Origin of the sequence: Streptomyces yokosukanensis, from assembly GCF_001514035.1 — a bacterium.
Taxonomy (GTDB): Bacteria; Actinomycetota; Actinomycetes; order Streptomycetales; family Streptomycetaceae; genus Streptomyces; species Streptomyces yokosukanensis.
This window is the reverse complement of the sequence record NZ_KQ948214.1, coordinates 164,597-179,425: the sequence shown is the minus strand read 5'-3', so window position 1 is coordinate 179,425 and position 14,829 is coordinate 164,597. Positions and strand designations below refer to the sequence as shown.

General features: G+C 72.8%; 12 protein-coding genes. 3 read left to right on the top strand and 9 right to left on the bottom strand.

All coding sequences use genetic code 11. The annotated features are described in order from the left end of the window. Positions 1-5: 5 nt before the first annotated feature. The 3 genes from AQI95_RS23000 to AQI95_RS22990 all read right to left on the bottom strand — a co-directional run bounded on the left by AQI95_RS23000 (position 6) and on the right by AQI95_RS22990 (position 4,874). The gene (locus AQI95_RS23000) at positions 6-2,777 is read right to left on the bottom strand and encodes an ATP-binding protein (protein WP_341849473.1); all 2,772 of its coding nucleotides are present in this window, start codon (positions 2,775-2,777) and stop codon (positions 6-8) included. Positions 2,778-2,823: 46 nt separating this feature from the next. Further along, positions 2,824-3,801: an AraC-like ligand-binding domain-containing protein gene (locus AQI95_RS22995; protein WP_244188817.1), complete on the bottom strand. Its 978-nt coding sequence runs from the start codon at positions 3,799-3,801 to the stop codon at positions 2,824-2,826. 221 nt (positions 3,802-4,022) lie between these two features. Then, positions 4,023-4,874, bottom strand: coding sequence for an NmrA/HSCARG family protein (locus AQI95_RS22990; protein ID WP_067126785.1), 852 nt, complete (start codon positions 4,872-4,874; stop codon positions 4,023-4,025). A 204-nt stretch (positions 4,875-5,078) separates the two neighbouring features. Between AQI95_RS22990 and AQI95_RS22985 the strand changes: the two genes are divergently transcribed. Together AQI95_RS22985 and AQI95_RS22980 are read left to right on the top strand one after the other, a co-directional pair. Further along, positions 5,079-6,167 carry an LLM class flavin-dependent oxidoreductase gene (locus tag AQI95_RS22985; RefSeq protein ID WP_067126781.1) on the top strand — a complete coding sequence of 363 codons (1,089 nt, stop codon included), beginning with the start codon at positions 5,079-5,081 and terminating at the stop codon, positions 6,165-6,167. Then, positions 6,164-6,778, top strand: coding sequence for an FMN reductase (locus tag AQI95_RS22980; protein WP_067126777.1), 615 nt, complete (start codon positions 6,164-6,166; stop codon positions 6,776-6,778). Before AQI95_RS22985 ends, AQI95_RS22980 begins: the two co-directional genes overlap by 4 nt. Here AQI95_RS22980 and AQI95_RS22975 read toward each other — a convergent pair. The 6 genes from AQI95_RS22975 to AQI95_RS22950 form a co-directional block, all read right to left on the bottom strand. Next, entirely contained in the window at positions 6,735-8,450 is a 1,716-nt protein-coding gene (locus tag AQI95_RS22975; protein ID WP_067126773.1) for an ATP-binding cassette domain-containing protein, read from the bottom strand. The genes AQI95_RS22980 and AQI95_RS22975 overlap by 44 nt on opposite strands. Further along, positions 8,447-10,180, bottom strand: coding sequence for an ABC transporter ATP-binding protein/permease (locus AQI95_RS22970; RefSeq protein ID WP_079071408.1), 1,734 nt, complete (start codon positions 10,178-10,180; stop codon positions 8,447-8,449). The genes AQI95_RS22975 and AQI95_RS22970 overlap by 4 nt, the downstream gene beginning before the upstream one ends. Further along, positions 10,177-11,439, bottom strand: a complete 1,263-nt coding sequence (locus tag AQI95_RS22965) for a cytochrome d ubiquinol oxidase subunit II (protein ID WP_067127472.1) — start codon at positions 11,437-11,439, stop codon at positions 10,177-10,179. Before AQI95_RS22965 ends, AQI95_RS22970 begins: the two co-directional genes overlap by 4 nt. Further along, positions 11,432-12,796 carry a cytochrome ubiquinol oxidase subunit I gene (locus AQI95_RS22960; RefSeq protein WP_067126770.1) on the bottom strand — a complete coding sequence of 455 codons (1,365 nt, stop codon included), beginning with the start codon at positions 12,794-12,796 and terminating at the stop codon, positions 11,432-11,434. The genes AQI95_RS22965 and AQI95_RS22960 overlap by 8 nt, the downstream gene beginning before the upstream one ends. 42 nt (positions 12,797-12,838) lie before the next feature. Beyond that, on the bottom strand, positions 12,839-13,414 hold the full coding sequence (locus AQI95_RS22955) for a Dps family protein (RefSeq protein WP_067126767.1): 576 nt from the start codon (positions 13,412-13,414) through the stop codon (positions 12,839-12,841). A gap of 186 nt (positions 13,415-13,600) precedes the next feature. Further along, positions 13,601-14,038 carry an SsgA family sporulation/cell division regulator gene (locus AQI95_RS22950; RefSeq protein WP_079071407.1) on the bottom strand — a complete coding sequence of 146 codons (438 nt, stop codon included), beginning with the start codon at positions 14,036-14,038 and terminating at the stop codon, positions 13,601-13,603. A gap of 230 nt (positions 14,039-14,268) precedes the next feature. On the opposite strand from AQI95_RS22950, the gene AQI95_RS22945 reads away from it, so the two are divergent. After that, a complete protein-coding gene (locus AQI95_RS22945) occupies positions 14,269-14,607 on the top strand; it encodes a GNAT family N-acetyltransferase (protein ID WP_067126764.1) in 339 nt (112 codons plus the stop codon). The last annotated feature ends 222 nt before the right edge of the window (positions 14,608-14,829 follow it).

Below are 14,829 nucleotides of genomic sequence, written 5' to 3'. Positions count from 1 at the left end.
TGCGCTCAGCCGTCGGGCAAGGACCGGACCAGATTGGCGAGCTGCACCCGCGAGTTGACCGACAGCTTGCGGAAGGCGGAGGTCAGGTGCGTGTTGACGGTGTGCGCAGAGACCACGAGCAGTTCTGCGGCCGCCCGGTTGCTGTGGCCCTCGGCGACGAGGCGCGCGACCTTCTTCTCCGAGGCCGTCAGGGCCTCCCAGCCCTGGACGGGACGCGGTCCGCCCACCGCCCGGCGGCCGTCGCCCCCCGCCCCCTTCAACGCGTGCTCCGCGCGTGCCGCCGCGGCGTGCGCGCCCGCCGCGGTGAACGCGGCATGGGCCCGGGTCAGGGCGGCCACCGCCCGGGGGCGGTCGCCCGCCGCCAGCAGCGCCTGCCCGAAGTCGGCGCAGGCCGAGGCCAGCACCAGCGGACGGGGGCCTGTACCGAGCAGGGAGACGGAGCGTTCCAGCAGGGCGAGGTCGCCTCTCACGAGCCCCAGGGCGTGCGCCGCGAGCCCGGTCGCCGTGGGCACCGCCGGGTTGCGTGCGCCGTGGGCCTCGGCCTGCGCGGCCAGGTCCCGCGCCAGAGCGCGGTCCGTTCCCCGCAGGGCCATGCGGATCGCGGCATCGACCCAGCAGCGCAGCAGCCGCCAGCGCACGAAGGGGCCCTGCCGCTGCACCTGCCGAATCCTGTCGACGGCGAGGCCGATGTCCCCGTCGGTGTCCGCGTGGAGGGCCTCCAGGAACCGCACCGCGGCGGTGTTGCCCGGGTTCGGCTTGGCCGCCAGCCGCTCCCGCGCGGCGGCCAGGTGCTGCCGGGCCGCCGCCTCCTCGCCCCGCAGCAGAGCGGTCCAGGACCGGATCACGCGAGCGTTCACCTGCTGGACGGGTACCTGTACGTCGTCCTCCAGGCGCTCCATCGTCACGAAGTCGGCGTCGGCGTCGTCGAGCCGGCCCAGTCCCAGATGCTGCTGCCCCTGAGCCCACAGCAGCATGGCCTCGCGGAGCCCGCCGGAACGCTGCGCCGCCTTCAGCAGCAGCCGCTCGCCGGACGCGAAGTCGTCCATGTGCTGATGGGCGACGATCTCCTCGGGAAAGAAGGCGGAATCCACCGCACTGAGCGCGGTGAAGCGCTCCAGGGCGACGGCGTTCTCACCCGCGTTGAGCGCGATCTCACCGAGCGAGAACAGGGCTTGCACGTGGGCGTCCCGGTCCCCGATCTCGATCGCGGCCCGCAGCGCGTTCTCGCCCGCCTCACGTGCCGCGCCCAGATCGTGGCCCCGCGACAGGGCCAGTGCCCGCAGTGCCGCCAGCCGGGCCTCGATCTCGGGGGCGGCACCCCCGACGGCGAGGGCCGTCTCGGACCGGTGGCGCAGCTCCTCGGCGAGGTCCAGGTTCCACAGCGTCCCGCCGAGGGCGGCCTGCAGCCGGCCGAACGTCTCCACGGGCGGTCGGCACTCCAGAAGCCGGTCGCCGGTGGACAGCGCCTCACGATCGCGGCCGGCCCGGGTCAGGCAGACGACGGCCTGCTCACCCACGGCGAACCACGACGGCCGCGCGGCGGGCACCAGGTCCAGCGCGCGCGTCACCAGGTCGGCCGCGAGCCCCGGCGTCACCGGCAGTACGTCGTCGGCGGCGCGCCTCAGCAGCCCGACCGCTTCCTCGTCCCCGGGCAGCGCGCCCCGCAGGATGTGCGCCGCCGCGTCGATCGGCCGGTGGCCCGCGGCGACGAGGTGGCCGGCGGCCTCGCGGTGCAGCGCCTTGCGGGCCGAGGGCGGGATGTCCACGTAGACCGCCTGGCGCAGCAGGTCGTGCCGGAAGACCAGATGGTCGCCGTCGTCGTCCAGGAGACCCGCGCGCACCGCTTCGTCGAGCGCCGCGATCAGCGGGGCGGTCGGCCCGCCGCAGAGCACGGCGGCCTCGTGGAAGGCGAACCTGCGCCCCAGCACCGCCCCCATCTGCAGGAACCGCAAAGTGGCGGGCTGCAGGGACGTGAGCCTGCCGCGCACTCCGGACACCAGGCCCGGGGGTACGGGCTCTCCCGAGGCCTCGGCGGTCCGCAGTCCGGCGAGCAGCTCGACCGCCAGGAACGGGTTCCCGCCGGCACCTTCGAGCAGCTCGCGCACGCGCTCGTCCACATCCGGGCCCAGGGCGTCGTCGGCGAGCCGGCCGATCGCCGCGCCGGACAGCGGGCCCAACGACAAGGTGCGCGCCGGGAGTTCGTCCCGCACGGCCGCGACGATCTCCTCGGCGGGCCCGCCGAGGCCCCGCCGCGCCGTCAGCAGCCACAGGACCGGCGACGTCCGCAGCCGCCGCGGAAGCTGCTGCAGCGCGAACCGGCTCAGCGCGTCGGCCCACTGCACGTCGTCCAGAGCGATCAGCACCGGCACGCTGTCGGCTCGCTCCTCGATCGCCTCCGCCAGGCGCTCCACCAGCCGGATCCGCTGATCGTGACGGTGCGCGAGGTCGGCCAGCACGTCGTCGGCGAGCAGCGGGGGATCGCCGTGCAGGAGGCAGGCCGCGAGCGACGACAGCGGCACGATGTGATGCAGTTCGTCGGCCTTGCCGACCCCGACGCGGAATCCCGCCGCCTCGGCCCGGGCCACGGCTTCGGCGAGCAGCGTGGTCTTCCCGATTCCCGGCTCGCCCCGGACGAGGGTCAGGGCGCCGCTTCCGGTCCGGGCCACCGAGGCGATCAGCGCCCGCAACTCCGCCAACTCGGCCTCCCGGCCGCGCAGACCGCTTCGGGACAGCGATCCGCTCGATCCCGCCACCGTGACCTTCCCCTCCGCGCGCACCGGTGACACCGGCGCTCCGGAGGCCCACTATGGCAAAAGCAGCAGCTCAACGCATATACGGGAGCTGCGGCGAGTGAGCCGGGGCAGCCATGTGCGGCGCTCGCGCGGCGAAGCTGCGCCACTCGGCGGGGGAGGCCCCGTAGGCGGCCCGAAACACCCGGCTGAAGTGGGAGGCACTGGTGAAACCCCAGCGGTGAGCGACCGCGGCGATCGTCAGCCCCGCCGCCTCCCGCCGGGACAGCTCACGCCGGCACTGCTCCAGCCGGCGCTGCTGGATCCACCGGCTGACCGTGATGTCCTCGAGCTGGAACAGCTTGTGCAGGTAGCGCACGGAGATGCGGTGGGCCCGGGCGATGGCCTCCGGCGTCAGATCCGGATCGGCGAGGTGCCAGTCGATGTAGGCCCGGATCCGCAGCAGCGACCCGCGCGCGGCGTTCTCCGTGTCCGCGCTCGCCGTGCCCAGTCGGTCGTCGGCCAGCGTCCGCAGCAGGTCCACGACGTTGCGGGCGATCGAGTCGGCCGTGCGCTGCGGATACCTGTCCGCGGTGTCCACGAGCCGGGACAGGAACGGCGACAGCAACGCGCCGAGCGGGGTCTCGGAGTCCAGGGGAGAGGCTGTGATCCGTCGCAGCTCCGTCTCGCTCAGACCCAGCACGTCGCGCGGCAGCACCAGGGACTTCGACTGAAAGGGCTCGGGCAGGGTCATCCGGATCGGCCGCGCCATGTCGTAGACGAACAGCTGCCCCGGCCGTACGCAGGCGTCGCGCGTGTCCTGCTCGACTCGGGCGACGCCCTTGCTCAGCAGCTTCACGACCACGTGGTCGCCGTTGTCGCTGCCCGCGATGAGCCGCTGGGTGCGCAGGGCCCGCAGCGGGTCGCCGTCCACCGTGACGACCTGCATCGGGCCGAGCGGTGACGTACGGATCGTGCCGCGGTCGATCTCGTCGGGGACGCCCATGTCGACCGAGCCGAACGTCTGGGACAGGGCCTCGCGCCAGTACGTCCGCCGCCGGTGGGTGGGCACCGCGTCCGTGGTGTGAAGGGTGCCCGAGGGCCCGGGTTCCCGTGGTGATGAATCCGGCGACATGATCTCCGCCCTTCGGCATGTGCGTTTTCCGGACACACCGTGCCAGTGGGGGCGAGTTCGCCACATCGCGTGAACGCGTGAGATCGGGGGCGGCGGGGCTCACCGGACGCGTTCACGGGTGCGGCCCGGCGAGCCCCGCCGGTATGCGGACGGCCGGTTCAGCCCCGGGCGGCCCAGGTGCCGCGCGCCCAGTCGGCGAAGCCGGTCCAGTGGACCTCCGGGTGGGCGGCGTGGAGGGCGGGGATGTCGACGCGGTAGCCGGGTCCGTTCAGGAACGTCCACATCGCGTGCATGTCCGCACTGCCGATGGCCGTGAGCGGGACGTACTCGTGGCGGACCTCCCGTCCCAGCGCGGCGCCGAGCGCGGCCGCCATCTGCGTGGGAGTGGGGGCGTCGGAGGCCAGTTCGATGCGCTGCCCGACGTACGCGGCGGGATCGAGCAGCACGTGCGCCGCGAACGCACCGAGGTCGGGCCGGGCGAGCTGCTGCAACTTCCGATCGGGCGGCAGCGGCAGGTCGAGCACACCGTCGCGGATGCGCTCCGCTCCGCCGAGCGCGTTGTCGAAGAAGTACGTCGGCCCCAGGACGGTGTACGGCACGTCCCCCGCGGCCAGCTCCGCCTCGATGCGCGCCTTGCTCTCGAAATGCGGTACCCCGCTGTCCTGGTCGGCCCCGGCGACCGAGCTGAACACGAGATGCGGGACGCGTTCGCGCGCCGCGGCGGAGAGGATCGCCCGCCCCTGCCCCACCTCCGCCTCGACACCGGCCTCGAAGGGGGTGGTGAACGCGAACACACCGGCCACCCCTCGCATGGCCGCGGTGAGCGAGTCGGGATCGCTCAGGGAACCCGCCACCACCTCGACACCCCGGTCGGCCAGTTGCCGCGCGGCACTGCGGGCCGGGTCGCGGACCAGCGCCCTGATCCGGGCCCCGCGGGCGAGCAGCGCTTCGGTCACGGCACCGCCCTGCCCGCCCGTCGCGGCAAGCACCAGGATCGGCTCATGCACCATGGATGAACTCCCTTCCGGCAGCGGGGCGTCGGATCTCCAGCCGGCCCCGACGGCAACCATCCGCCACGAACGACGGCGCATGACGCAGACTCGCCCGAGCCGGGCGCTGGAGGACTCGACCCCGTGCGCGCACAGTCATGAGGCCCGTGTGGCCGGCGCCTAGCGTTCCCCACCTCACATGATTGCCGGAAAGAAGAGGAACTCATGCAGTTCGGCATCTTCTCGGTCGGGGACGTGACCCCCGATCCGACCACAGCCCGTACTCCGTCGGAGCACGAACGCATCAAGGCGATGGTCGCCATCGCGCTGAAGGCGGAGGAGGTGAGCCTGGACGTCTTCGCGACGGGGGAGCACCACAACCCGCCGTTCGTGCCGTCGTCCCCGACCACCATGCTCGGCTACATCGCGGCGCGGACCGAGAGGCTGATCCTGTCCACCGCCACGACACTGATCACCACCAACGACCCGGTGAAGATCGCCGAGGACTTCGCGATGCTGCAGCATCTCGCGGACGGCCGCGTGGACCTGATGCTGGGGCGCGGAAACACCGGGCCGGTCTACCCCTGGTTCGGTCAGGACATCCGGCAGGGCCTGCCGCTCGCCCGTGAGAACTACGCGCTGCTGCACCGGCTGTGGCGCGAGGACGTGGTGGACTGGGAGGGCACCTTCCGCACGCCGCTGCAGGCATTCACCGCCACACCGCGGCCGCTGGACGGCGTGCCGCCCTTCGTCTGGCACGGCTCGATCCGCTCGCCGGAGATCGCCGACCAGGCGGCGTACTACGGCGACGGCTTCTTCCACAACAACATCTTCTGGCCGGCCGAGCACACGCGGCGGATGGTCCAGCTGTACCGGCGGCGGTACGCCCACTACGGGCACGGCCGCCCCGAGGAGGCCGTCGTCGGTCTCGGCGGTCAGGTCTTCATGCGGAAGAACTCCCAGGACGCGGTAGAGGAGTTCCGCCCCTACTTCGACAACGCGCCGGTCTACGGCCATGGACCGTCCCTGGAGGACTTCACCGAGCAGACACCGCTGACGGTGGGCTCCCCGCAGCAGGTCATCGAGCGGACCCTCGCCTTCCGCGAGACCGTCGGCGACTACCAGCGGCAACTGTTCCTGATGGATCACGCGGGGCTGCCCCTGAAGACCGTGCTGGAGCAGCTCGACATCCTCGGCGAGGAGGTGGTGCCCGTGCTGCGCGAGGAGTTCGCGAAGGGGCGCCCCGCCGAGGTGCCGGACGCGCCCTCGCACGCGTCGCTGCTCAAGGCCCGGGAAGAGGTGACCGCAGCGTGAAGCTCGTCGCCGTGTCCGCGGGGCTGAGCACCCCGTCCTCCACCCGTCTGCTCGCGGACCGTCTCGCCGAGGCGGTCCACGGCGAACTCGCCCCGCAGGGTCTCGACGTGCAGATCCAGGTCGTCGAGCTGCGCGAACTGGCCGTCGCCGTCGCCAACAACCTCGTCACCGGTTTCCCGCCGCCCCCGCTGGCCGCCGCGATCGACGCGGTGACGGGCGCGACCGGTCTGATCGCCGTGACCCCCGTCTTCACCGCCTCCTGCAGCGGGCTGTTCAAGTCCTTCTTCGACCTGATCGATCCGCAGGCCCTGACCGGCAAGCCGGTCCTGATCGCGGCGACCGGAGGCTCGGCCCGCCACTCCCTGGTGCTGGAGCACGCGCTTCGCCCGCTGTTCTCCTACCTGCGGGCGGCCGTCGTCCCCACCGCGGTGTACGCGGCGTCCGAGGACTGGGGGTCGGGCGGCGACGCCTACACGGAGGGACTGCCCGCGCGCATCCGGCGGGCGGGCGCCGAGCTGGCCGCCCTCATGGCCGCCCGGCCGGACGAGGAGGCACCCGAGGACGACGTCACCGCGCTCGAACGGCAGCTGTCCGACCTGCGCTTCGACTGACGGCCCGGTCGCCGGGGCGCCCGAGGCGGACGACGGCGGTCGGCGGCCGGTCGAGCAGTCCGAGGTCCTGTTCCTGCATCGCGATCACCACCGAGGTCTTTGGCAGCGTTCGCAACAGCGCGGCCAGCATCGCCTGGGCGGTGGGGCGGTCCAGACCGGCGGTGGGTTCGTCCAGCAGGAGCACCGGCGGGCGCCGCAGCACGGCGCGCGCGATCGCGAGGCGCCGCCGCTGCCCCTGGGACAGCAGACGCCCGCCGGGGCCCACCGGGGTGTCGAGCGGCAGCGCGGAGAGACCGACCACCTCCAGTACGGTCCGCAGGGCGGCGGCGCCGGCCGAGGGGGCGGCCTGACGGAGATTGGCCGCCACGGTGTCGTTGGCCAGCCAGTCGTCGGCCTCGACCAGGGTGATCGTCTCGGCGACGACCCCGGCCGGCAGCTCGTGCACGGGTGTGCCGCCGAGGAGGACCGTGCCACGAGGGGCCGGTATCCGTCCGGCGAGCTGTTCGAGCAGCGTCGACTTCCCGCTGCCGTTGGGGCCGGTGACCAGCACCGGTCCCGGGCCGGACAGGACCGTGCCGAGAGTCGACGACGAACCGGGAACCGGCAGTCCGGCCGCCTCCAGCCCGCCCGCCTCCAGCCCGTGTGCGACCGTCCCCGAGCGGCGCCCCGCGGTCCCGGCGTCGTGCGCGGGTTGCCGCGGCCGGCCCGCGGGTGGCTCCCCGGCGGCCAGCGGCGCGAGGCGTCCGGCCGCGTCGCCGGCCTGGGTCAGCAGGTGCAGCAGCCGGGGCAGCCGCTCCAGCAGCTCCCACCCGGCGGCCGTCAGCAGCACCTCGCCCACCACGACCGTGACGGGCTGTGCCGGGGCCGTGCACAGGGCGATGAGCAGCACCGACGCCTGGCCCACGGCGGCCAGCAGACGCAGCGTCAGACGGCCCAGCCGTTCGGACCGGGCGGCGGCCCACTCGGCCGACTCGACCGCGGCCACCCCCGTCGTCGCCGCCCGTCGCGCCTGCGGTACGGCGTCCAGGCAGCGCAGTTCGTCGAAGGCGGCCCGGCTGCCGAGCAGCACCGTCCGGAGTGCGGCCCTGGCCTCGGCGGCAGCGGCGAGATGCGCCCGCGCCCGGTGGTGGGCGCGCCGGGCGCACACCACCCCGGCCGCCCACACGACCAGTTCGGCCACGCCCAGGACCGGCATCGCCCACAGCAGCAGGATCTCGATCAGGCACGCGGTGGTGACCGCCGCCACCAGGGGCGCGTAGACGTTCGCCGGCAGGCCCGCGACGGTCTCCACGTCGGTGGTGAGCCGGGCGAGCAGCGTCCCGTCGCGCTGTCCGCGCAGTTCACGGGGGGTGAGCCGGGCGGCGCCGCGGGCCAGCCGGGTGCGCAGGGCCACGGCGGCGGTCAGCAACGTCCGGTGGCTGTCCAGGCGTTCGAGGTAGCGCAGTCCGGTGCGGGCCAGGGCCAGCGTCCGCACGGCGCCCGAGGGATACATCCAGGACCAGGTGGTGTTGGCCTGGAGGGTGACCACGGCGCAGGTCGTCAGGAACCAGCCGGAGACGCCGAGGAGCGCGGCACCGCCGAGTTCGGCCGCGACGGCCAGCAGCATGCCGGTCAGCAGGGCGCGGCGCGGGGCCGCCGTGCGCAGCAGGCGCCAGGCGCCGGTCCGGTTCATCGGGCCCTTCCGTGGTCCAGTGAGATGACCTGGTCCGCCAGCGGCAGCAGCGCGGGACTGTGGGTGGCCAGCAGGACCGTGCGGTCGCGGGCCAGCGTCCGCAGCGCCGACAGGACCCGCTGCTCGGCCTCCGGGTCGAGGTGTGCGGTGGGTTCGTCCAGGCACAGCAGCGGCGCGTCCCGCAACAGCGCCCGGACGAGCGCGAGTTGCTGGGACTGGCCGGAGGACAGGCCGGTGCCGCGTTCGCCGAGCGGGGTGTCCAGTCCCTGGGGCAGCGCGGTCAGGAGGTCGTCGAAACCGAGGCGGGCGGCGGCGTCCAGCAAGGCGTCGTCGCTCGCGGTGGGCCGGGCCAGGAGGAGGTTCTCGCGGAGGGTGCCGGGCAGCAGGTGCGCCGGCTGGCCCACCCAGGCGACCCGGCCGGGATCGGCGGGGACGGCCTGCCTGTCCAGTACATGCAGAGCGCGTCCCTCGTGCGGGGTGATGAGTCCGGCCGCCACGGCCAGCAGCGTGGACTTTCCCGCCCCGCTCGGTCCGGTGACGGCGAGGCATCCGGCCGGTGCGAGCCGCACGCCGATCCGGTCCAGGGCGGGCGCCGCACGACCCGGATGACGGACCGTCACGTCCTCCAGGCGCACCCCGGGAGGCGCCGCGCCGCGGGCCGGCCGGAGCGGCGCGCCCGAGGGCATGTCCGTCTCCTCGGCCGCGTCCAGGACCGGGCCCAGCAGCTCGGCGGCGGCAGCTGCCTGGGCGCGGGCGTGGTAGCCGGCGGCCAGGTCCCGGGCCGGGGCGAAGTAGGCGGGCACGAGGACGAGGACGAACAGTGCGGCGGACAGGCTCATGCGGTCCGGGACGAGGGGCAGGTGCAGGTAGTCGAGCAGGACCAGGCCGCAGTAGGTCGCCACCACGGCGAGGGTGCCGGTGATGAGCAGTTCGACCCACGCGGTCGACAGGAACGCGATCCGCAGCACCTTCTCGGTCCGCCGGGCGACCTCCCGGTCGTCCCGCTCCAGGGCCAGGGCCGCCTCGTCGTGTGCGCCGAGCCCGACCAGGGTGGGCAGCCCGCGCAGATGGTCCAGCAGCCGCGCCTGATGAGTGCGGATCCCGGTCAGCTGGGCCCGGACGGCACCCTGTGTGCCGAGGCCGATGACCTTCAGGTTGGCCGGCAGCAGCGGGGTGGCGGCCAGCACGAGGAGCGCGACGAACCAGCTGCGGCAGGCGATCGCGGCCAGGACGAGTCCGCTGCCGAGCAGCATGGTGGTCCGCGCGGGCAGGTATCCGGTGAGCCAGTCGGTCAGCTGGTCCACCTCGCCGTCGACGGCCCGGCCGGGTGCCGCCTCGTCCAGGTCGGTGCGGGCCGGGCCGTGGGCGGGCAGCGCCGTCTCGATGATCCGGCGGCGCAGCGTCTCGCGTACGACGCGGGCGCCACGGGCGGCCGTCGTATCGCCCGCGGCCAGCAGGCCGGCGCGCAGGGCGACTCCGGCCGCGGTCAGCAGGGCGGGCAGCACCAGTGCCGTCGCGGGCAGCTCGCCGTGCAGCGCCGACAGGGCGCGTTGCGCGGCGAAGGAGAGGCCGCCCGCCCACAGGACCGTGCCCGACTGGGCCGCGCCGCGCAGGATCCCCGCGCGGCGCAGCTCGGGCCGGCCGACGGCCGCCCAGTCCTTCAGCCTGGCGGGCACCGGATCGTTCCGGTCCGCGGCCAGTTCGTCCAGCAGTACGGCGGTACCGCTCACGAGGTGGTCTCCGCCCCGGTGTCCGCGTCGAAGTATCCGGCGCGGCCGTCCCGGCGGTCGCCCGCGATCCAGGCGGCCAGCGCGGCGCAGCCCAGCACGGTGACGCCGATCGGCCCGATCAGGTCGGAGGCGCCGCCGAACACGTCCTGGGAGAGGCCGGTGGCCAGGACGCCGAGCACGGTCAGCAGGACGCGTCGCACGATCGTCCGTGCCGCGCCGGTGGCCGCCGGTGCATCCGGAAGTGCCCGGCCCCGGGCGGGCAACGGCGGCACCGGGCTCTCCACCGGGTCGCTGTACTTGCCGCGGAAACTCCGCCACGCGTAGATGTTGTAGGCGAGGACGAACGGCATGCACAGGCCGACGCCGAGGACCAGGAACAGCTGGGAGGAGTGCGGGCTGGCAACCTGATGGACGCTCAGGCCGGGCGGCACGACCACCGGCAGGGAGAGCGCGGCGAGTCCCAGCAGCCCGCTTGCCGTCATCGTGGCCACGGCCGCGAACGGCCGCCAGTCGGGTCCGCGGCCGAAGCCGTGCCAGGCGACGGCACCGGCCACGGCGGCGACCCCCACGGCGAGCCAGAACAGCACGGCCCGTACCGGCTGGCCCAGTTGGAACTGCTGCGGGTCGGCGCCCGGCAGCATCAGGCCGAGCACGAGCGCCATGGCCGCGGTGGCCAGCAGCAGGGTCCGTCCGGTGCGCCGGACCTCCGACCGCGACCACCCTTCGGTCTTGTCCTGCAGCCAGGCGGCCCCGGCCAGCAGATAGACGACGACCAGGCCGGCGGCGCACAGCACTCCGTAGAGGCTGAACCAGTCGAAGGCCCCGCCGTGGAAGGCTCCGCCCCGCTGCCGCGGTCCGGTGAGCACGGCCCCGAGGACGAGGCCCTGGCACACGGTGGCCGCGAGCGAGGCCCCGCCGAACAGCAGCGCCCAGCCCCGCCGGTAGCGGCCGGCCGCACTGTGCATCTCCAGGGCCAGTCCGCGCAGGATGACGGCGGCCAGCATGACGATGAGCGGCAGGTAGACGGCGGGCAGCACCACGGCGTAGGCGCCCGGCAGGCCGGCCCAGAGGACCACGCCGACCAGGATCAGCCAGCTCTCGTTGGCGTCCCAGGCGGTCGCGACGATCTCGCCGTACTCCCGCCGGCGCTCGGGCCTGGCCGCCAGGCTGAGCATGCCCACGCCGAGGTCGTAGCCGTCGAGGACGACGTACATGGCGAGCGAGAAGAGGACCAGGGCGTAAGCGGCGTACTCAAGCAACGAGGGCCTCCGGGACATCGGTCGAGGCGGGCCCGGTGAGTGCCTCGGGGCCGGCCTTGACCGTACGGACGATGTAGCGGGCCCAGATGGCCAACAGGGTGACGTAGAGCAGGACGAAGCCGGCGAGTGTGGCGGCGACTTCTGGTGTGCTGAGGTGGGATACCGCGTCCGCGGTGCGCAACTGGCCGTAGACCACCCAGGGCTGGCGGCCCGTCTCGGCGACGATCCAGCCGCCGGTGATGGCGATGATCCCGGCCGGGGTCATCCACACCATCCACCGCAGGAAGCGCGGTGAGTCGTACAGGCGTCGGCGCAGGCGCAGGACCACGCCCGCGAAGGCCGTGCCGAACATGAGCAGCGCGGTGAAGTACATGGCGCGGAAGCCGTAGAACGTGGTCCACATGTTGGGGCGTTCGTCGGGCGGGGTCTGCAGCAGTCCGGGCGTCGTCGTCCTGCCGCTGAGGTCCTGGGCGATGACCGAGCCGAGATGGGGGATCTCGACGTGCAGCCGGTTCTCGCCCTTGTCCGCGTCGGGGACGACGAGCAGGTTGTAGCCGTTGTTGTCGCTTCTCCAGTTGCCCTCGAACGCCTCCAGCTTGGGCAGTTGGTGCTGTCCCATGAAGACGGCGGTGCCGTCCCCCACATACAGCTGCAGCGGCATCAGGACTCCGAGGACACCGAGGGCGATGGACAGGCAGCGGCGCGCCATGGGCTGGGCGGAGGACCGTTTCTTCACCAGGTACCAGGCGGAGATCCCGCCGACGAACCAGGCGGAGCTGATCAGCACGGCCAGCAGCATGTGCGGGAAGCGGTGCGCGAAGGCGGGGTTGAACAGGATGCTCATCCAGTCCTTCGCGTGGAACTGGCCGGCGACCTTCTGATAGCCGACCGGGTCCTGCATCCAGCTGTTGGCCGACAGGATCCAGGTGGTGGACAGCAGCGTTCCGAAGGCGACCATCCAGCTGGCCAGGGCCATGGTGCGCGGGCGGATCCGTCCGTCCCCGTAGAGCATCAGGCCGATGAAGCCCGCCTCCAGGAAGAAGGCCGTGATCACCTCCATGCCGATGGTGACCCCGATGACCGGTCCGACGGCGTGGGCGTACACCCCCCAGTTCAGGCCGAACTCGAAGGTCATCACCGTGCCCGCGACGACACCGAGGCCGAAGCCGACGGCGAAGATCTTCTTCCAGAACCGGAAGATCTGCAGGTACAGGGGGTTTCCCGTGCGGACGTACACCGTGTACACGACGGCGAGCAGCACGGAGAGCCCGACGGTGAGCGCGGGGAAGGTCATGTGGAAGATCGCGGTGATCGCGAACTGCCATCGGGACAGTTCGACGACGCCGGGTGAAGCCATGAGCACTCCAGGGGAGCAGCGGTGGGACGGGCGTCGGACGGGTCAGACGCGGACCAGCGGGGTGTCGACCAGGTGCTCGGCCAGGAACCAGGCCTGCAGTTCGCCGGTGCGGATGATCTGCGAGACCAGCAGGTCGTTCGTGCCGTCGTCGCCCAGTTCGACGGTGCGGGCGGCCGCGTCATGGGCATCCGCGAGGATGGTCTCGTGGGCTTCGAGCAGCCGCGAGAGCATGGCCGGGACCTCCTCCACGCCGTCCGGCGGGCGCGGGATCGACGTGATCTCGGCGACGTGCCGGGGATCGCCCACGGCGACACCGCCCAGCGTCTGGACGCGCTCGGCCAGGGTGTCGACGAGCTCCAGCTGCTCGCCCGCGTGCTTGTCGAGGAGCAGATGCAGCTGGTAGAAGGTCGCGCCCCGCATGATCCAGTGGTGCTTCTTGTAGAGGCCGTAGAGGATCTGGGTGTCCGCCAGCACCTTGTTCAGGCGCTGGGAGGAGTACATGCGCGCCTCGTAGGACAGGGCGATGGGGAACTGCTTGACGGTCCCGAACTCCTGGATGACCGAACCCTTCTGATGCAGCCACGGCTGGCTGCTCGCGGGCTGGGAGCCGGTGGTCATGATGTGCCTCCTGCGATGTCGTGCCGAATCGTGCGCGGTCGACGCTAGGGGCCGGAGCGGGGGCCGCGTTGCCCGCGAGCGCACGTGTAGGTGTCCCTCAGCGCACCGGATCCGGCGAGGCGGTCGCGGCCGGGTCCGGCGAGCGAGCGAGCGCGGCCCGGTCGGGCGGCGGTGCCAGGCGGGCGGTCACTCGATGCCGGCCGTGAGCCGCTCGACGACGTGGTCGAGATCGATGTGCCGCTGCTCGGTGCCCGGCGGGACCAGCGCGTCGGCGCGGTGCAGAAAGGCCGAGACGTCACGGGTCGCGACGTCGAGGACCGCCGCCCCGTTCCGGGTCCGCAGCAGGACGCGGACCGTGTCCGGATGGCAGCGGGGCCCTGGGATCACCACCACGTCCCCGGACCCGGTGGGCCGGCGCACTCCGTCGGCCAGCAGCGATCGGGCGAAGACCCAGTCGACGGGGACGGCGGAGTGGGCGCCCAGCGACAGGCACACGGCATAGGGATCCGCCGCGGTGTAACGGAGTTCGGCGGGCAGTGGTACCGGTGGATCGTCGGCCACGGTGGCAAGGATCGTCGTCGGCACGACGATCGGGTCCTCGCCCTCGGCAGGACGCTGTCTCATGCCATCTCCCTGTCTGCGGCTGTTCGGTTGCCTTCACCGGCCGGGTTCGACGACCGTACGGCGGGCCCGGGGAGTGGTTTGCCGGCGAGCGCACGAGGTGTTGCCGGTCGAAGAACTCGCGGGAGAAGACCGCGTGGCGCGGGGAATTTCATGGGCCGGAGCCACAAGGGCATTGTCAAATCCCGGGAGAACTGGCAAAAATCTTCCGACCCCAACCGAAAGGACATCCCATGAGTCAGTCCTCCGTCGTTCCGGTCGTCGAGCGCGTGGACACCGAGAACCGCTACGAAATCCTGGTCGCCGGCGAACACGCCGGCCTGGTCGCCTACCGTGACCGCGGAGAACAGCGCGTCTTCTACCACACCGAGATCGACGATGCCTTCGCCGGACAGGGCCTGGCCTCCCGGCTGGTCCAGGAGGCGCTCGCCGACACACGGGCCTCGGGCAAGCGGATCGTGCCCGTGTGCCCCTACGTGGCCAAGTTCCTGAAGCGGCATGACGAGTTCACCGACATCACCGACCCCGTGCGGCCCGACGTGCTGCGCTGGCTCCGTGCCGAACTGGGCTGACAGCGCACCGCCTCTGTCCCCACAGTGCACAGAGCCCGCCCGTCGCTGGCTCCGCCGCTTCCCCGGCAGTTAGTGTCCGAGCAGCTGAATTCCACCGGCGTGGTGTTCCATTGAAATGGCGCCGGAATGGCGTCAGTTCCCGCACGGACACGAACGAGGTGTTGTCGTGGAGAAATGGGCCAGGCGTGAGGACGAGCGGCTGCTTTCCGGGAAAGGCCGCTA

Bases quoted from the DNA above. Each gene is read 5' to 3' on its own strand.
- AQI95_RS22990 (WP_067126785.1), bottom strand. From the start codon at position 4,874: ATGGTGCATGAGCCGATCCTGGTGCTTGCCGCGACGGGCGGGCAGGGC.
- AQI95_RS22985 (WP_067126781.1), top strand. From the start codon at position 5,079: ATGCAGTTCGGCATCTTCTCGGTCGGGGACGTGACCCCCGATCCGACC.
- AQI95_RS22975 (WP_067126773.1), bottom strand. From the start codon at position 8,450: ATGAACCGGACCGGCGCCTGGCGCCTGCTGCGCACGGCGGCCCCGCGC.
- AQI95_RS22960 (WP_067126770.1), bottom strand. From the start codon at position 12,796: ATGGCTTCACCCGGCGTCGTCGAACTGTCCCGATGGCAGTTCGCGATC.
- AQI95_RS22955 (WP_067126767.1), bottom strand. From the start codon at position 13,414: ATGACCACCGGCTCCCAGCCCGCGAGCAGCCAGCCGTGGCTGCATCAG.
- AQI95_RS22950 (WP_079071407.1), bottom strand. From the start codon at position 14,038: ATGAGACAGCGTCCTGCCGAGGGCGAGGACCCGATCGTCGTGCCGACG.
- AQI95_RS22945 (WP_067126764.1), top strand. From the start codon at position 14,269: ATGAGTCAGTCCTCCGTCGTTCCGGTCGTCGAGCGCGTGGACACCGAG.